8 protein-coding genes are annotated in these 20369 nt (G+C 36.1%); 1 reads left to right on the forward strand and 7 read right to left on the reverse strand.

Features of this window, described 5'->3' with window-relative positions:
- On the forward strand, positions 1-189 hold a 189-nt coding region (locus AB1422_01925), incomplete at its 5' end, for a hypothetical protein (GenBank protein MEW6618104.1).
- A gap of 331 nt (positions 190-520) precedes the next feature.
- Here AB1422_01925 and AB1422_01930 read toward each other — a convergent pair.
- The 7 genes from AB1422_01930 to AB1422_01960 all read right to left on the reverse strand — a co-directional run bounded on the left by AB1422_01930 (position 521) and on the right by AB1422_01960 (position 20362).
- Positions 521-787: an HU family DNA-binding protein gene (locus AB1422_01930; protein ID MEW6618105.1), complete on the reverse strand. Its 267-nt coding sequence runs from the start codon at positions 785-787 to the stop codon at positions 521-523.
- A gap of 250 nt (positions 788-1037) precedes the next feature.
- Entirely contained in the window at positions 1038-2048 is a 1011-nt protein-coding gene (locus AB1422_01935) for an NAD(P)H-dependent glycerol-3-phosphate dehydrogenase (protein ID MEW6618106.1), read from the reverse strand.
- Positions 2049-2120: 72 nt separating this feature from the next.
- Positions 2121-2714 (reverse strand): glycerol-3-phosphate 1-O-acyltransferase PlsY, encoded by a 594-nt coding sequence (gene plsY / locus AB1422_01940; GenBank protein ID MEW6618107.1) that lies wholly within the window; start codon positions 2712-2714, stop codon positions 2121-2123.
- A gap of 343 nt (positions 2715-3057) precedes the next feature.
- The gene (locus AB1422_01945; GenBank protein ID MEW6618108.1) at positions 3058-3936 is read right to left on the reverse strand and encodes a class I SAM-dependent methyltransferase; all 879 of its coding nucleotides are present in this window, start codon (positions 3934-3936) and stop codon (positions 3058-3060) included.
- A complete protein-coding gene (locus AB1422_01950) occupies positions 3929-5704 on the reverse strand; it encodes a 6-hydroxymethylpterin diphosphokinase MptE-like protein (GenBank protein ID MEW6618109.1) in 1776 nt (591 codons plus the stop codon). The genes AB1422_01945 and AB1422_01950 overlap by 8 nt, the downstream gene beginning before the upstream one ends.
- A gap of 294 nt (positions 5705-5998) precedes the next feature.
- Positions 5999-6586 (reverse strand): flagellar biosynthetic protein FliO, encoded by a 588-nt coding sequence (locus AB1422_01955; GenBank protein ID MEW6618110.1) that lies wholly within the window; start codon positions 6584-6586, stop codon positions 5999-6001.
- A 771-nt stretch (positions 6587-7357) separates the two neighbouring features.
- Positions 7358-20362: a 6-bladed beta-propeller gene (locus AB1422_01960; GenBank protein ID MEW6618111.1), complete on the reverse strand. Its 13005-nt coding sequence runs from the start codon at positions 20360-20362 to the stop codon at positions 7358-7360.
- Positions 20363-20369: the final 7 nt, after the last annotated feature.

Below are 20369 nucleotides of genomic sequence, written 5' to 3' on the forward strand. Positions count from 1 at the left end.
TTTGATGAGGGGAAGTTCCTTGGTATGGATAAACTTCCTGGAATTAAACTTAATGAAGTGGCTATGCATTTGGCCACAAAACTGGTAGCCTATGATGCTATGAGTGCCTTCAGGGCGAATGTGGGGGAGAATATCTTGGTCATAATCTGGCTACTATCTATGAGAAATTCTTCAATGTTCAGTCCTTAGTGAAGCTTCGAGGAGATCGTATTCGGGTAACTATCTATGGTCATCCAAGAGAAGATGAAATTGCCCCCATGTACCATAAATTAGAAGAGAAACTTAAAAGTAAAGGAGTTAACCCCAAAGTCTCCTGGCTGAACAACCACTCCTTAGACTTTCAGTTCAAGTGACCAGGGAAAAAAGTGGGAATAACTATCGGTTCGAAATAGGTGGTAGTCTATTTTCAGGAGAACCTAACATTTTGTATGTCTTTAAATAAAAAAGGGTTAAGGGGGTAAGAGAGAAAAAATTATTTTTTTCTCTTTCCCTTAACCCTTTTTCTTTTGTCATAGTGAGTTTAAACAGCGCTCTTTAAAGCTTCACCAGCCTTGAAAACTGGTACTTTCTTTGCCGCAATCTTAAGTGGAGCACCAGTGCGTGGATTTCTACCTTCTCTTGCAGAACGCTTTTTAACTGAGAAGCTCCCAAATCCAATCAACTGCACCTTATCTCCGTCTGCTAAAGCGTCTTTAATTCCATTTAAGACAGCCTCAACAGCCTCTGCGGCTTTTTTCTTGGTTAGACCTATTTCTGCTACCGCATTGACGAGATCTGCTTTCGTCATTCCTTATTCACCTCCTTTCAAACTTAAATATTGATTAAAAGATTAGAAGTAACTTATTCAGCCACAGATGAAACACTGAAAATTCGTAATCCGTGTCCGTTTTCCGTGTCCGTAATTAGGCTGAAGGTTTTTCCTCCTTCTGCCCTCTGCTCTCTGCCTTCTGCCCTCTGCTCTCTGCCTTCTGCCCTCTGCTATTTATCCGTGCTAATCCGTGTTAATCAGTAGCTGAATAGTTACGATATTCACTTTTTCAATCCTCTGATTTTATCACTCTTAACATTAAATCCTCAACCGCCTGTCGTGGATTTTTCATTTCAAAAAGCACCTTATAGACTTCATTGGTAATAGGAAGTTCACTCCCCACACTATTGGCTAATTCTTTAGCGGCTTTAGTTGTTGGCACTCCTTCAGCTACCATCACCATTGACGATAAAGCCTCTTGAAGTGGGATTCCCTTACCTATCATTTCTCCCAGATGCCTATTTCTACTATGCCTACTTGTGCAGGTGCAAACTAAATCTCCCAGACCACTTAACCCTAAAAATGTCGATTCTTTCGCCCCTAATATCTTTCCTATCCGAATAATTTCTACTAATCCTCTGGTAATAAGTGCAGATTTTGTATTATCTCCAAATCCCAGCCCATCACATATCCCGGCGGCGATGGCGATAATATTTTTTAATGCACCCCCTAATTCTACTCCGATTAAATCTGTATTAGTATATACCCTTAAACTGGATGTATTAAAGAGTTGTTGAATAAATTTTGCTATCTTTTCATCGGCGGCGGCGGCGACTATTGCCGTTGGGATTTTGCGACTTACTTCTTCTGCATGAGAAGGTCCTGAAATAACACCAATTTTTGCTGGAGATGGGAAAAATTCACTTATCACCTCTGAAATTCGTTTCATTGTTGAGATTTCTAAACCTTTTACTCCTGAAACTATCACGACATCAGACTCAATCATTGGTGGTAACTGTCTAACGACATCTCTTACTGCTTGTGACGGAACGGCTATAATTATTACCTCTGCCTCTTTTACTACCTCCTCTAAACAGCTTGTTATATAAATTTCTGCTGGAATAGAAATACCTGGTAAAAACCTTACATTCTCCCGCTTATTTCTTATTATCTCTACCTGCTCATTGGAAAACTCCCATATTTTAACGCAAAATCCCTTTTCATAAAGTTCGATAGCTAATGTTGTCCCCCAGGAACCACCGCCTAAAACTCCAATCTCTACATCCATTTTAACAATCATATCATATTCTTTAAAAAAATGCAAGTATTTTTTTAATAAAATTAACAAATTTTTGCGATAAACATTAGGAGTTTAAGATTTTTTAATATCAAATTTATGTTCCTGACCAGTTATAAGTCTTTTAATATTAGGGATATGCCTTATCACAATGAGCCAGGAAATTACCAGAGCAAAAATTATTATTTCTGGCTCCTCTTTAAAAAATAAAAGCAACACCGGGATAAGTATCGCGGCTATAATTGAACCTATGGAAATATATCGTGATATAGCCACAACTAATAGAAATACTAACAAGGCAATCAGTACAGGGATAGGTGTCAGCCCCAGAAATACTCCTAATCCTGTGGCGACTCCTTTTCCCCCTTTAAATTTAAGGAATATTGTCCAGATATGTCCAATAATCGCCCCTAAACCAGCCATAATCTGGTATATCGTAGCGAATGCTAATAAATTAACAAGATAAATAGGTAGAAACCCTTTCAGAATATCAATGATTAAAACACTGATGCCTGCGGTTTTTCCCACTATTCTATAAACATTACTTGCACCAACATTTCCACTTCCAACAGTTCTTATATCTACCTTCCCAAAAATTCTGCCAATAATGTATGCGGTAGGGATTGCCCCGATTAAATAGCTGAAAATGATGACTAATATAATTTCCACATAAATTCCCTTTCCCCTGAAAATAGCGAATTAGTGAATTAGAGATTAGCGAATTAGTATAGTATCCACAGACTCGTATCCTCTGGTTTAGAACACATATTCCCCCTTAATAAAGGGGGTTAGGGGGTTGTCCTTCTCCCATTTTCATTGCCCTTTCCCCTGAAAATAGCGAATTAGTGAATTAGAGATTAGCGAATTAGTATAGTATCCACAGACTCGTATCCTCTGGTTTAGAACACATATTCCCCCTTAATAAAGGGGGTTAGGGGGTTGTCCTTCTCCCATTTTTCATTGCCCTTTGTGAGCCGCAGACTCATGACCGTTTCTCTGATAATGATAATCACTAACCAATATTACCGATTGTCTCTTTCTTCCTTGCGGCTACGAGTAGCATCTCGCCTAAATTCAAGTTATTAATTGATTTCAATATCAATCTTCTACATAGTGCTCTTATTTGTCGTCCCCATCCTTGAGGAATTTTGTAATCATAGTATCGTCTTAAATAGGTTTTTGTCTCTAAGTGTATTGGTTTCAAGTCACTTAATTCCAATAGCCGTTTAATCGTCGGTATTGAGAATAAAAATAGATGTTCTGGGATAAAAAATATCTCTTGAAATTTCCTTTTCCAGATTTTATGATGAATACTTTTTGAATTAGGCGTAGTTAGAAGAATCATACCATCAGGCTTTAGTATTCTTTCCACTTCTTTTAAAAACAGGAGTGGGTTTTGAGTATGTTCTATTAATTCTATCATCACGATGACATCAAAATATGAGTCAGGAAATTTAATATCTTCAAGTTTTCCACTTGAGACTTTAACCTTTGTCTTTTCCTGAGCATAGGCGGATGCCCAGGGTGATAATTCTATGCCTTGAGCTTCCCAACCCGAGGCCTGAGCTAATTCCAGAAAATATCCTAACGCACACCCGACCTCAAGTAATTTCCCCTTCCCCGAACATAATAAATTGACTAATTCCATTATCGCTTTAAGTCTATAATTTATCACATCGTCTTTTCTGGCAATAAGGTCATGATAGCCTTGTGGATGTTGTGAATTAAAATACTCTTTTGGGTAAAATTCCTGAATGGCATTTTCATCTGGCTGAGGGTCAAGATAAATAAACCCACAATTTAGACATTCTTTAAAATTACACCCATTCAGGGCTTTTACTACTTTATAATCTCCAGATTTACAGAGGAGACAATTTCTTTTTTCAAGCATTGTTTTTTCTTTCAGATTGTATCTGGAATAACTTCTCACGAACTGAGGTTAATGAGATAACAGTTTCCTGACAATAAGTTGATATTTCCTCAAAGAAATTTTTACAGGCTGTGGCTTTTACTACAGGGTCTGTGCTTAAACTAAACCTTTCCATGCGAAATAATAAGGATTCTAAATTCCAGCTACTAAGTCTCATAAACCCTCGATGATTTTCAATTATCCGATGATATAAAATTCCAAGTTCTTTGAACATCTTCATTGCTTTTTTATCAATGTGATTATCTGCTATTGTTTCAAGTAGTCTATTGGCTAACGCCGTGCCTTCTTTACCAATAAATTGAACCTTTTTCCAATCCTTTATTATTCCTTCTATTTCTTTTAAAAGGTTATTCATATCCGGCAAAACATAAGAGTTATAAGCCTGTTGCAGGATTTGGTCAATATTGATTGATTTTTGACAATATTTCTCAATGGTTTCTTTTAAGGTAAGGATTTTCGTTCCTGGTATTTTTGCTCCCCCTTCAGTGGCATCAATACAGAGTGTCTGGGGCATTTCACTTATCTGATGTTCAAACCACTTAATCCATGTCCACATACCTTGAACTGTCTTCACTTTACCGCCATAAACATCTTCCACCCACATAAACTCGACTGTTGGCCATATTTTTTCTGCTTCTTCAAATCGTTCTTTTTTCACGCCAGAAGTATATACTTTATCATCCGGGAATCCTAAGTCCTGACCAATAAAAATAATTGGGTTAGCCGCACCTCTTCGCGCCAGGTCAAAAGCCGCGGTTGACACAGAGCCACCCAGTTTAATTGTTCCTTTAACCCCGATGAATGTTTCAATCCAATCCAATAACGGGTGTCCAAAACTACTTACAAATATCTTTGAAATAGCAGCTAAAAAGGTTTCAGGATAAACAGCAGGCCCGGCAATTAAATATATATCGGATATATCTAAATCTTTTAAATAATAATTATAATTTTTTGCCGTAGCATCAATCGTAATTACCAGATCTGGTTTAATATTATGATTAAATAAGGTTCTTAATGCAGTATCTACACATATAATTACCGCTTTATCTTTAGCCTCTTTTAAATGCATGACATTTTTATCAAGTGAAGGTCCTGCGGCAACTATAATTACCGGCATATTTTGAAATCTCCCATATAATGTTCTTAATCCAGGACATTTTATAATGATTGGAAGATTGATTAAAATCTGATTTTGCCAGAGTGTTGAATTTTCTGCAAGTGTGGCTAAATTTTGACGCCCGACAACAGTTGCTTCTTCGAGTAAAGTTTTTACTTCTTCATAATAAAGAGGATTTTTAGCAACCGATGGTTTATGTTCAGCAACGGTTATATCAGGAATGGTATTTATTTTATAGTAATTATCTATTCGAGAACGCACTGCATACGGCGCAAATTCTCCAATGGCAAGTTTAACATTTGGTCTTTTTAAGATAGGAGTCAGGTCTATTATTTTAAGTAATGCCTTGAATGTCGCTATATCAGGGTCAACCACCAATACAAGTGTTTTTTCCTGAGTCCGTTCTACCAGTTCGCGGATATGAGTCCCCATCCCAAACCCTAACACCGCCAGGGTATTAATATGACTCAAATTAATCTTCGGGTCAATAATCGGTGTAGCCGATAAAGAGCTAACATCAATATTTTGAGCAGGAATTACTTCTTCTAATCGTTTTGCTAACAGCGGTTGCCTTTTTCTCAATAATCCCATATTTAAGTCGAAGTAATCCATCTTTTTTATTCTCTTCCTCGTAACTGTTCAGCCACTGATTAACACGGATTAGCACGGATAAAACGGAGAAGAAACGCCTATGAGTCTGCAACTCACAAAGGATGATGAAAATAAAGGGGTTCGGGACTCGGGACTCGGGATTCTGGACTCGGGAATAAAAGAATTCCCTAATCCCAAAATCCGAGCCCCGAACCCCGATTTTCAGAGAAAAAAGAAAGATTCTGGACAAACATCTATCTTTTTAACTTTTTACTTTTCCAGTTTCATCCGTGTTCATCCGTGGCTGAAGAGTTACTATAATTCTAAACTTTTCAGTTTTTCTCTTTGTTTATTCAAAAATTTAAGTTTTTCCTCGTAATCTGTTTGTTCTAACTGTGGTTTCATAAGCCTTTTTTTCAAATGTTGAATAAAGGATAGTTGTAGTTTATCTTCCGCTCTACTTACTTGTGTTTTAATAAGGTCTATGACTTCCTTATCCTCTATCTCCGTTAATAAATTAATATTATGTTCACTGATGCCTAAAACTAATAATTTATTTCCGATTTCTACTATCTGAATATATTTATTAGGGGCTAAAAAGTGAGTGGCGATGGTTTGAATAAATTCTTGTTGTCGAGTAAGCCATCTTTGTCCTTTGAGGAAGAAACGAAGAACAAAATAAATAAGTGCCGCAATAATTACGAGTGAAACAACTGTCTTCCCCATCAGAACAAACAGATTGACATCGTATTTTTCTTTTTTGGGAGTTTCTTTAACCACATCTTTTGCAGAATCAATTATTTTCTCGCTTTCGTTGAATTCTGCTGGCTGTGACAATACCGTTGATTCAATAGTAGATAAAATTAAAATCAACCCAATGAATAAAAGTTTTTTCTTCACCATATTAATTCACCTTGGTAACTATTCAGCCATAGATAGACACGGATGAAACACTGAAAATTCGTAACCGTTCAGGATATAGCCACAGAGTCACAGAGAACACAGAGGGAATATATAACCACGAATGAACAAAATACAAAAAGATTTGTAGTGCGAGGCGTTAGCTTCGCTTCTGGCAAGCCAAAAGGCGAACTTAAAGGTTCGCACTACATTTATGGGATGTCAGAGGTTAATTCGTATCCATTTGTGGCTAATTTCCTTAATTCTCTGTGAACTCTGTGCCTCTGTGGCCGAACGCTTACAAAATTCGTGAATCGTGTCCGTTTTCCGTGTCCGTAATTAGGCTGAAGGTTTTTCCTCCTTCTGCCCTCTGCTATTTATCCGTGCTAATCCGTGTTAATCAGTGGCTGAATAGTTACTCACTAATTTATATATCTACAATTATATAATTAAAATAAATTTTTGTCAATTTTTTTCTTTCTTTAGGAAGGCAGACAATTTGAAAGCAATTTTTCTACCTGTGCAGTTAACTTTAGACTTGTGTCCGAAAAGGAGATATATTTAGGAGTTTTTGGTGAAAGGGTTAGGGTTAGCCCCTGATTTAATCAGGGGTTGGTTTGGTTTAGGGATTATGAAGTTAGTCTTTTTGCACAACCATCCTGACCTAACTCCTGAGCCTGTCAGGAGCAGGCTTACATTTTTAAGGTAAGGGAAAAATAATAATCTTAAACCTAACTGCATAGGTCGCAATTTTTCAAGTTGCAATCTTCTAAATTATCGCATGACTGCCAATTTACCTGTTTTTGAACTTTTATCATCTCTGATGAAATAAATATAGATTCCAGAGGCAACTCTCTCTCCCGCAGAATTATGACAATCCCATTCCACAATCCCATCTCCTCCTGAATCTTCCTCTTTCTCATAGACTAACTCACCCGCAATGTTGAATATCTTTAAACTGACTCTTGTATTTTGCGGCACGACAAAAAATACCTTCTTGCCTTTAGCCGGATTAGGATAGCAGTAAGACTCAGCTACACTATCTAATGCCGACACTTCCTTAATTGGTCCACTACTAACTATCAGGCTATACTCACCTACATTGCCACTATAACTCTCTTTCTTGCGCATATCAATCAGATTATCTCTATCCTTTAAGTAGAGATAGTATTGGAGTGGCACAGTGGTAATATCCCAACTTATCTCTACTTTCCCTGGCTCACCTACCTGCTCTACCCTAAATTTCCATTCCTTGTTTGTTTCTACTTCACTGCGATAGTCAGAGCCATATTCACCTTCCGTCGGTGAAATGAAGTAACACTTGAGATACGCAGGAGCGAATTCTCCTTCCTCTACTGGTAACATTGGGATTTCAGCAATATCATAGCCATCATCGTAGGTATCGCTTGCCTCAGGGCTAACGCCAGCAAAGTTAAATCTATCAGTCAGGCTACCCGCCTTAACGGATAGATGAATTGCCCAGCCATCTTTATGCTCAAGTGGGTTAAATTCATCCACTTCACTCTCACTACGAACTTCATTATTCACAACCCACTCCTCTATCGGGCAGAAACTCTTCCCCTCTTGAGAGGGGTCAGGGGTGTGTTTCCCACCTATCTCCTCTGCTGGAACGAGCATCTCGCAATCCACCGTCACCGGGATAAAATATCCTATCCAAGGACGAATTACCCCAGGATACGGCACCATCTTAAATCCCGTGCCATCATAATACCATAATGAACTCTTTATCCAGCCATTTACATAAGCCGTCACCGGGTCAACTACCTCTACTCCTTTGCGAAACTTTACCTGCTCATTCAAAGCCACCGGGTAAAGATATGGGTGTCCAATATGATTCCACCTTTCAGGCAGACCGCCTTTTAATGGAATAACATAATAACCAGAAGGATTAGTCGAACTCCCATAAACAATAATTTCATTATCTTTATCTGCGGTAATCCCATAGCCTATCTCCGGGGCAAAGTTTGGGACAGTTGAATCTGGCGGATTATGAATGACCCAATTATTCCCATCAAAATAGACTAATCTGACATTTTGCTCAAAATTACCCCAATTCCACAACACACCTGCGGGGTCAGGATTCCCGGGATGAACAGGAACAGAGATGGATTTGTAAGTTGGATAGATAGCACCAATTTTACCGGAGCTAACTGTGCCATAAGTAATCGTCGTCCAGATAGTTGATAAAGTGTCATTCTTGCCATCAGTTGCCCAGATAGCGTAAAGTAACCCTCGCATAGTGACATTAGATGCCGCAATAGTACCTTTGTAAAGGTCATCTCCAATATTAACCATTTGAGTAAAAGAAATCGTTTTAGTCCCACCTATCTTCCAATAAAGAATTGCCTCATTAACCTTTACATTATCCGTTATAGTAGCTACAACCTCCATTGGCAATCCAGCAGGTGCTGAAGGAATAAATTCATGCAAGATAATCGGTGGAATAGTATCTTCTGTTATCACAAAGTAAGAGATACAAACCTCATTGCTTTCTATCCCTCTTACTAAAATAGTAGTCGTCCCTGCTGATTGTGTATCAACTGTAAAGGTTACGGAGAAACTACCAGCCTCCATTGAGATACAGGCAGCAATAGTCCCGGTTGTACCAAAATCTATCCGTATTTGCTCATTAGCTTTATATCCTATACCTTTTACTTCAACTTTACTTCCTACTGTACCACTTGTAGGAGATATCCAAATTATAGTTCCTTTAATACAAAAATAGACTTTAGTAGATAACCACTTACTTCTGGCAATAACTGTTTTACTCCCAGCAGATTGAGTATCCACAGTAAAAATAGTCTTAAAAGTACCATTAGCATAACTTGTAGTAAAAGTAATTGATGAAGTGAGTCCAAAATCTATTTCTATAAGTTCTGAAGCAAAATATCCAGTACCTGATATAGTAACAATACTACCGATAGAGCTAGAGGTAGGATTTAAGATAATCTCAGGTAAAACAGTAAATATAGCTTTATCCACACAGCCTGCTTTAATACTCTTAACAATAATCTTCTTTGGTCCAAATGGTTGTATATCAATACTAAAAGTAGTACAAAATGTACCTAAAGAACTTGCAGTGGTGATAGCAATACTTGAAGTGATACCAAAATCAATTACTATTGTATCTCTTGCCCCAAAACCATTACCTGCTATAGTTACAATACATCCTACTGTTCCAGAGGTAGGGGAAAGATAAACAATATTGCCTGAGATAATAAACTCTGCTTTATCAATCTGGTCTTTATTTATAGCAGTAATAACAGTAGTAGTTCCTTGAGGCTGAGTATCCACAGTAAAGGTGACCTTAAAAGACCCATTAGATTCAGTATAAGTAGTAACAATACTTTTTGTCATCCCAAAATCAATTCGAAGTTCTGCATTTGAAGAATAACCATCCCCTTGTAAAGTTACAACTATTCCAACACTACCAGAAGTAGGAAAGATAGAGTTGATTTTAGGTTTGATAAAGAAAATATCTGTCTTACTTACCATCGATGTAAGTCCAGTGACTATAATAGAAGTAGTGCCATAAGGTTGCAGATTGGTAGTAAACGAGACAGCAAAAATACCTGATTCATTACTTACAGCAGTAGCGATAGTCTGGATAGTACCAAAATCAATCCTTATAAACTCATTAGCACCATAGCCTATTCCTCTAATTGTAATCATAGTTCCAACTGTACCACTGACAGGACTAGTCCAGAGCATACCATCTTTGATATAGAAACAAGTAGTGAGTATCAATCCAGACTCACTTCTAACTACAATTGTTTTCATACCATAGGCTTGAGTATCCAGTCTAAAGAATGTAGTAAAACTACCATAAGTATCTGTCTTTGCATCAGAGATAGTTTTAGTAGTCCCAAAATCTATCCAGATTAATTCTGATGAATAGTATCCATTGCCTTTTACAGTAACTATACTATCTATTTCACCAGAAGTAGGAGTAATTTTAATATTTGGTAAGATAAAGAAACTATTTATATCTTTATCTATATAATTAACTTCAATACTTCTAACTACTATTGTCTTATCTCCATAAGGTTGAAGATCAACCATAAACTGAGTACTAAATGTCCCAACATAACTTGCAGTAGTAAGTTCAATTGTCATCGAGGTACCAAAGTCAATACATATTATATCATTTGACCCAAAACCGTTACCTTCTATGTTTACAATACTTCCTACCGTACCTAAAATAGGTGAAATATAAGTAATATTGCCTAAGATAATAAATGTAGTTTTATCAACTTCTTCTTTACCTACACCTAAAGTTACTATTGTAGTAGTCCCGTAGTTTTGAGTATCAATAGTAAATGTAGTTCGAAGTAAACCACTTGACATAACAGTAGTAGTTACAATAGTCAAAGTTTTCCCAAAGTCAATCCGTACCATTTTACCTGAAGAATAACCTAGCCCTTTTATCTCTACAATTGTTCCAACTGAAGCAGAAGTAGGTGTAATTGCAATAATCTTTGGTTTAATAAAGAAAGAAATAGTAGCACTTGAGCCAGTCTTAAGCCCAATAGCACAAATAGATGTACTACCATAAGGTTGTGTATCAATTCTAAAGCTACTAATAAATCTACCCATTATATCACTTTCTTCAGTAGCAATAGTTGAAGTTGCCCCAAAATCAATTTGTATAAGTTCACTCTTTCCAAATCCATTACCGAATATAGTAACTTCAGTGCCAATTGTACCCTTAGTAGGCGTAAGTAAGGTAATATTTGATTTAATAGTAAAGATACCTTTAGATTTTATATTTAACCAATCTTGGACAGCAACTATAGTAGTCTTACCGTAGGCTTGAGTATTAATAGTAAAGGTAGTAGTAAAAGTGCCATTAACAGAGGTAGAGGTAAGTTGGATACTCGGTATAGTACCAAATTCTATTCTTATACGCTGAAATGCTACATAGCCATTACCAGCCAATGTTACAATACTACCTATTGTACCTTCTTTAGGAGATATGAGAGTAATATTTGGTTGAGTTTGAAATCTACTTAATGCACTAATCTCTTCATTTTCATAGGCTATTATACTAATCTCAGCATAAGTCTTGGTATCAATTGTAAAGGTAGTACTAAAACTTCCAGTTATATCAGTAGATGTAAGTTGAATAATAGCTGTAGTCCCAAACCTTATCTTTATACTCTGATATGTGCGGTAACCATTACCTGATAGGGTTACTATTGTACCTATCGTACCCTTTTTAGGCGAGACTAATGTAATATTTGGCTGGATAAAGAAGTAAGATAAAACAGGATTTGATGAATTGGTACCAATAACTCTAATGGTAGTACTTCCATAAATCTGAGTATCTATGGTAAATGTAGCCTTAAAATATCCTACATTATTGGCTACTACATTAGTAATACTTTTAGTAGTACCAAAATCAATTCTTATTAACTCACTACCAGCAAAACCATCACCTCTTATTGTAATAATACTTCCTATTGTGCCAGTGGTAGGTAAAATAGAAGATATTTTAGGTAAGACAAAGAAATAATTCATAAATACCTGGTTAGATATAGCTTGAATTGTAACAGTAGTGGTACCATAGCTTTGTGCAGTAGCGGTGAAATAGGTTAAAAAAGTACCTATCGAAGTTGAGCTACAAACAATAATTGTACTAATATTACCGAAATCTATCACTATTCTTTCTCTTGCTCCAAAGCCATTACCAGATACAGTAATAGTCGTTCCTAATGTACCACTTGTAGGTGTTATTAAAGTAATATTTCCTGTGATAAAAATGCAACTAGAGGTACTTACATTAGATATTAAACCTTTAGCAACAATAGAAGTACTCCCATAAATTTGGGTATCAATAGTAAACATAGCAGTAAATGTACCTAAGATACTACTTGTAGTCAAGGTAATAGTAGAACTTATCCCAAAATTAATTATAATTGGCTCAATTGTTTCATACCCTTCACCAGTTACAGTAATTTTAGCCCCTACTGAACCACTTACAGGCGATACTAAAGTAATCTTTGGTTCTAATGTTCCTATTGTGATGTAGAAATAAGCAATTGTTTTTACACCGCTACTATTCCCTCTTACGACAATAGTTTTTGTCCCTGCTGATTGCGTATTTACAGTAAAATTAATACTAAAAGCCCCAACAGAATTGGAATAGGTAGTAGCAATACTTTTAGTCTGCCCAAAAGCTACTAATATCTCTTCACTTACTCCATGACCATTGCCTCTAATTGTAACAATAGTACCTATCGAACCAAGAGTAGGTGTAAATTGGGTAATTTGTGGTAAAATAAAGAATTTCTCCATAGCAGTCTTATTAGAACTTAATCCAATAGCTATAATAGATGTAGACCCGTAAGGTTGGATATCAACAGTTAAAATGAGTTCAAAATTACCTAAACTATTACTTATAGTGGTAGCGATGCTAAGTGTAGTCCCAAAATCAACTCGTATGCCTTCTGATGCATTAAAATTTGCCCCCTCTATACTAACTATACTGCCTACACTACCTCTAATAGGAGTAATCAAAGTTATCTTAGTATTTGCTATTTTTACTTTAACCTCTTCTACATTTTCATCTTCACCATCAGTAGCAATTAATTTAAGTGTGTATATACCATTTGGAATAGTAGTAGTATCCCATGGAGTTAAAGTACCGAGTTCAACAGGTGTATTTGATGTAATAATAGTATTCCAATCTGTGGAACCTTTACTCTCTACATTTTCCTGTCTATATTTTAGGGAATAATAAGATAGTTTTGAAAGTATTACCTCTTTATTTACACTTACATTATCCTTTGCCAAACCTATAATTTCAGCTTTACCTTTTAATTGTTGGTCTAAAATAGGAGAGATAATATTAGCCGCAGGAACATCTTTATCAGGATAGTCCATTATACAGATATTTGAACTATCGTGTGTTCTTTCATAATTAAGCAATAATTTAGTTCCATCAGGAGATAGGCTAAAATATCCTATTGCATAAATTCCATCAGTATCAATATTAGTCAATTGAACTAACTCAGCTTCTTTTCCATTATTAACTACTTCCTCTATATTATTAATTATCCACGCGTCATACGGAAATCCAGCAGGAGGGATTCTTTCTTTCATTAACTCTTTAGATATATTATTTATTTTTGGAAAACGGGGTGGCCAGCCTGTAGTTGACAGAAATGCCAGTTTTTTACCATCTGGTGAGAAACCAACAGGAATGTCAAATGCTGGATTATATGTAATTTGCAGTGTAGTAGGTGTAGCATTATTATAAATCACCTCCTGGATATTTGTAATTATGCATATTTCCCAATTACCAAAGTACCAGTCTAAATCTTCATTTTTTGCATAAGCTAACCATTTACCATCAGGCGACCAGCAGATACCGAGTTCCAATGCATCATCAGTATTAGTTATCTGGTGTAATTCTGGATTAGCACCTTCATTAATTATCTCATCTATATTACTTGCTACCCAGACATCGTAATCAGAATAAAATGATAACATCTTATTATCCGGGGACCACCAACCTGGGTCATTCTCGAAACCACCTGCATCAATCTGAATTAACTCTGGTGAAGTTCCAGTTGCAATTACATCCTGGATATTAGTTACAAGCCAAATATCCCTCTCAGACTGAAATGCAAGATAACTTCCATCAGGAGAGAATCGAGGATTATAACAACTTTCTTTGCCTACATTTAGTTGTCTTTGATTATTTCCATCTGAGTCCATTATCCAAATACTTGAAGGCCATGTCCTAAAAGAATGAAATACTATTTGAGTCCCATCAGGTGAAAGACAACTGCTTAAGTCCATTGCTGAAGTAGTTAATTGATACATATTACTTAAAAAATTAATTTTAATAGTATCTATCTGATTTGAACTAAGCCCTATAGCAGTAATAGTAACAATTCCACTTACTGAATACCTTGCAGTAAAAACAGAAGAAAAAGTACCTGCTGGGTTACTTATAATAGTGGTAATGCTATGAATAGTTCCAAAATCAATTCTTATCATCTCATTTTTACCAAAGCCATTACCTTCTATTGTAACAGGAGTGCCTACACATGGGTTATGAGGATAAACTTTAGTTAGCTGACCTATAATACTAAATTTACCCTTAGCCACTAATCCAGAAGTTACCCCAGTAGCCATAATAGTTTTTGTGCCAAAATATTGGGTATCAATAGGAAAAGTAATAGAGAAAGTCCCTCCAGCACTACAAGTAACTATGTTAATAGTTTTAGTTGTACCAAAATCTATTCTAATTAATTCTGAGGCAACAAAATCCTTTCCTTCAACTGTTATTACCGTACCTATCACACCACTATCTGGAGATATTAATGTTATTTTAGAATTTATTACTCTTATTACCACCTCTTCTACCCCTTCATCCTCTCCATCAGTAGTAGTAAGTTTAATAGTATAGAGTCCATTTTCTAAATCCGATACATCCCAGATAGCTAATGTACCATTATCTACCTGCGTATTGGATGTAACAATTGGTATCCAGTAATCTGAATTTGTACCCAGACTATACTCGCCAGTGTAAGATAATAATGTAGAAAGTACTGTATTATTAACACTTACATTATCTTTAGCCGTCCCTTTAATTATAGATTTACCTTTTAATACTTGATTTAGTATAGGTGAAATGATATTAGTTGCCGGGGCAGCTTTTTTATCATAAGGGTAATCCATCTCCCATACATCCCAGTTACCAGCACGATAAGACCCAATAAGTATTTTTGTTCCATCTGGAGACCAACTACAGACACCTTCAGTAATCAAGGAAGGGATTAAATGCTCAAGTTCTAATTCTGCTCCTTTATAAATCACATCCTTTATATTAGTAATCACCCAGCAGTTCCATCTTCCAGGGTGATTATCTTTAGTTGAAGTAAATGCATATTTTTCTCCATCTGGTGAAAACACACCATCACAATCATATTCTTTGAAATTTGTCAATTGTAATAACTCTGGCTGGGCATTTTTAAATAACACATCCTGAATATTCTTTATCATCCATGCCTCTGGGTCCCCACTTCGAGTAGAATAAAATGATAATACTTTACCATCCGGTGACCAACCACCGGTTACATCCCACTCAGGACCAACTAATATATCTTTTATAATAGGAGTAGTATCATGATTTATTACATCCTGGAGATTAATAACCGCCTTAATATCGGCAATAGGATATTCTATATTCCAGCAACTAAATGTCATTACATTAGCATCAGGAGAAGAGACAGAAGCAAGTCCTTGTGTACCTACTACCCTAATTTCATCTGGAGGAGTGCCATTAATTACCTCTTTAAAATTCTTTATTATATAGATACCCTCTTCAGGTCCTATTTGGTGAGTTTTCAAATACTTGCTATAAACCAACATCTCACCATCAGGTAAAAAGCCAAGAGGGGTACAATGATATTCCTCATCCTTGATTATCTCCTTTTTATTCTTACCATCTGCATCCATTATCCAGATAGTATATGAGTCATCTTCAGATTGCCTCGCATAAACTATCATTTTACCATCTGGTGAATAACCTGCTGGACTTTCATTACAGGTATCTGTGGTTAACTGCCTGAGATAAGGTGGATTGATTACCTCCTCTACACATACTACTGGTTGATTAGTAATAGGTGTAAGAATTCCTCCTTCTCCCTCTGATTTTATAATAAAGGTATTGGTTCCTAAAGTAATAGTACCCTGTGGTGTACCTATATACATTATAGTAAATGTACCTTCAGCAAACATTTCCTCAATAGGTATTATAACGGTTGAACCTACAATACTACGGTATTTTAAAATCACTTCAGGTCCCGGAGTAACTGTTATCGCCCAATCAGGAGGTATAGTCCAGTTAGGTGGTATAGTTAAAGTAACCGTTCCATTACTTAAATCTGCCTCTGCTGTATAAGTGATATAAAATACCTCAGTAATATCTACTATTGTCCTATCTGGCTCTATCTTTGCGATCCCACTACCATCTGCCGGTTTCTCGATTATATTAAATATCCCAGTAGCATTATGCCCATATTTAACACTTGTAGCTGTAATATCAACTGGTCCTATAGCTTGTGTATCAACTATAAAAGTAGCTATAAATTTACCGTAAGCGTCTGATGTAGTAATTAAGATAGTTTTAGTAGTGCCAAAGTCTATCTGTATTGGTTCTGTTGGATAATACCCCTCCCCTGCTATCGTAACCTTAGTACCAACAAACCCTGATACTGGAGATACCAGCGTTATCCCTGGTCCAATTACAATAGGCCCATAGCTAATATTTGTAGGAGTGCCAATAGCCTCTATTCCGTATTCATCTTTTGCCTCAAAATAGTAGCTATAAACTCCACCAGATTGCAATTTAAAAACACACCAGTAGTTTTCACCTTCTATATAATCCTTAGTTGGCTCAACACGCATTTCGGCTTCCCCGATAGTAGTAGTTCCTTTAAGAATGCATATCTTAGGATAATCAGAATAAGGGGGAGCATTATCCTCATCTTTATATTTTACCTTGAAAGTAAAATATGTTTCGCGAGCAATGCCTTCATGTGGTTCTAATCCATCTTTTTCATAACCTGGGGTACCTCTCCATTCTAATTCAGGTGCATGACTTATCTTTGGACCGGTTTGAAGCAAGATAAAAAAAGGACCTCTAGCTTCTTCACCCTTACTATCTTTAGCATAGAACTTATATTGATAGATACCAACTTCATCTAAGACTATGGATATAGTAAATGTTGCACCTTTTAAATAATTCCCATTAACAAAGTTCATACTATAAGTCCCTTCTCCATAAGGTGCACCATCTTTATAGATAAGTAGTGCTGGATAACCTGAGGCAGGTGGGTCAATATTAATATCCCGGTATGCGGTACGAAAAGTAAATGTAGTCCCTGGAGTACCACGATTTGGTTCAAGGCCATCTATATAATCTTTTTCATCTGGCATAAATAACAAAGGTGCAAGGTTTGTCCCTTCTACTATCGGCCCATCTTTAGAAACAGTTGGAGTCCCGGTACCAATAACCCCTTGTTCATTTTTAACCTCAAAGTAATAACTATATGCCTCACTGGCATAAGAAAATCGAACTTTGTTTGTAGAGTATACCACCCCTTCCGCATAATTATTACCATTTTCCTTGATTAATGTATATCCATCTGATATTAAAAATCCTCCTAGACAAACATAGACCCTCGGATAACCCTCTGCTGGTGGGATATTATCAATATCAGTATATAATACTTTATAAGTAAAGTATCCTGTAGGTCCTACATCTGGCTCTACACCATCAGAAATATACCCTCCTTCACCTATCCAGGTTAATGTCGGAGAGCCTATTATTTTAGGTCCTGAGTGGCTTATAGTAGGACTACCTTTTGCCAGAATTTCATCTATATTCTTTGAAACAAATTGATATGAATATAGCCCTGTCTCAAGATTAGCTATTTCAAAACTATACAGTTTACCATCCTTATAGTCAATATCTTGTGGATTTACTTCTTCCATAATAAATGGGCTATTTTGTAATTCCCGGCCACCTCTAAAAATCCTTACCTCTGGATACCCTGTTAGTGGTGGTCTGTCAAGATAATCAATATATTTTACTCGATAGGTATAAGTTCCAACTAATCGCTCTCCTTCTTCTGGGTGAAGTCCATCCTGTTCATAATTTTCCTCACCTGTCCAATCTAAAATCGGATATTCATAGGCTACAAATATAGTAAATTCAATAATCTGATTAGAACTAATACCTCTTACTCTAACGGTTTTTGAACCGATAGGTTGAGAATCAACAGTAAAGGGAATCTTGAAAACACCAGATAAATTTGTCACTCCAGTAGCAATAGTTTTAGTAGTACCAAAGTCTATTACTATCTCTTCTGAAACCTCAAACCCTACTCCTTCTATACTTACTATTGTTCCAATTGTACCAATTACAGGACTAATTAAGACAATACTCCCTTTAATACTAAAAGTGCCTCTTAGAGTTACCTCAGAACTTAATCCTACGGCACAGATAGTCTTTATACCAAAACTCATGGTATCAATAGTAAATATTGAAGAAAAACTACCCGTAGCATCTGCGTATGAAGAGGTGATAGAAACAGTCGTTCCAAAGTCTATTCGGATTAATTCTGAGGCAAAGAAGTCCTCCCCATGGACAGTAACTACACTACCAACAGTACCAGAATCAGGCAAAATAGTTATCGTTGGTGTACCAACCTTTAAAATGAGTGTTTGCGTAGATTTATTATACCCATTATCTATACCTGTAATTAATAACTCTTTTATACCAGGATTTACCTCTGATACTATTGCTTGATAAGAATATATATCGTTACCTATATAACTCATTGCTTGACTACCAGCACCTCCAATTGGTGCAATATCAACCATAACCTCTACAATTCCATATTTATCTATTACCTTTGAGGATAAAGTTACCGTAGCTCCAACTGGGACAACTCCTGGTATAGCTTTTGGATTGGTTATTTCAGGTGGAGTGTTATCAACTATTACTTTATCTCTTTGTTGAGGTGCATGATAATTCATTATATTCACAGCATCTATTTTATATGTATATTCATCATCTTCTACGACTATATTACTATTATCTTTACCATCCCAGATTTCTGTATTAGTTCCTGAAGGTTTATTTACTTCTACTATTAAATCACGCACTAACTCATGATTTGTATTATAAATCTTGATTGTTACCTTTGCCTCTTCTGGTAGATGATAGGTAATGGTAGTAGTGTCTTTTTGATTGTCATCATTAGGTGAGAAAATATAAGGATAAGCACTGACATTTGTTATATAACTACTTATATCAAATATCTGTAAATTACTGTTATTTGAATCTACTACATATAATTTCTTTTGATGGATAGCCAATTTCTGTGCAGTATGGAATTGTCCTTTACCAGGTCCAAATCTACCAAATGTATGTAAAAATTGACCAGTATTAGAGAATTTTTGTATTCTAAAGTTATACTTATCTGCTACCCAAATATTTCCATCCGAATCTACTGCTACATCTACCGGGTCTAAAAACTCACCTACCTGTCTTCCTTGTATACCGAATTTACGAATAAAATTACCCTCTTTATCAAATATAGATACCCGTTCATTTCGCATATCGGCAACATAGATATTTCCTTCTTTATCTAATGTTAGACCATAAGGTTCACTAAATTGAGTAGTGCCACTACCTTCACTGCCTAATATATTATCTCCATTAAATGAATTTACAGGATTAAAGGATGAATCAAACTTTAGTACTCGATCATTACCAGAATCTAAGACATAAAGATTACTATCCTTATCCAATTCTATATCTCTTGGATAATAAAATTGTGGATTACCTGTAAAACACTTTACAAAAGAGATACTATTTCCATCATCATACAGATGTTGTACACGCTCATTGCCAGTATCTACTACAAATATATTTCCTCTTTTATCAACTGCAATACCTTGTGGAGCCCTAAACTGCCCCTCACCCGTTCCTTCTTGCCCAAAGGCATAAAGAAACTTACCGTTTTTATCATATTTCTTTATCTTATCATTACCGGTATCTGCAACATAAATACTGCCATCATAAGAAACCGCTACACCATAAGGGTATAAAAGTTCTGCCTCAGGTGGTCCTTTCCCCTTTATCCCTACACTACCGATAAAATTAGTACTGGCGAATACAGTAGTGGTCAAAAATATTAAACTAAATATTAAAAACAATCTCATTTTTACCATCTTTCGT

It is taken from the genome of bacterium (assembly GCA_040757115.1).
GTDB lineage: Bacteria > UBA9089 > CG2-30-40-21 > CG2-30-40-21 > SBAY01 > JBFLXS01.

Excerpts from the sequence above, each read along its gene's own strand:
- AB1422_01935 (MEW6618106.1), bottom strand. The coding sequence starts at position 2,048 with ATGATTGTTAAAATGGATGTAGAGATTGGAGTTTTAGGCGGTGGTTCC.
- AB1422_01930 (MEW6618105.1), bottom strand. The coding sequence starts at position 787 with ATGACGAAAGCAGATCTCGTCAATGCGGTAGCAGAAATAGGTCTAACC.
- AB1422_01950 (MEW6618109.1), bottom strand. The coding sequence starts at position 5,704 with ATGGATTACTTCGACTTAAATATGGGATTATTGAGAAAAAGGCAACCG.
- AB1422_01955 (MEW6618110.1), bottom strand. The coding sequence starts at position 6,586 with ATGGTGAAGAAAAAACTTTTATTCATTGGGTTGATTTTAATTTTATCT.
- AB1422_01960 (MEW6618111.1), bottom strand. The coding sequence starts at position 20,362 with ATGGTAAAAATGAGATTGTTTTTAATATTTAGTTTAATATTTTTGACC.
- AB1422_01945 (MEW6618108.1), bottom strand. The coding sequence starts at position 3,936 with ATGCTTGAAAAAAGAAATTGTCTCCTCTGTAAATCTGGAGATTATAAA.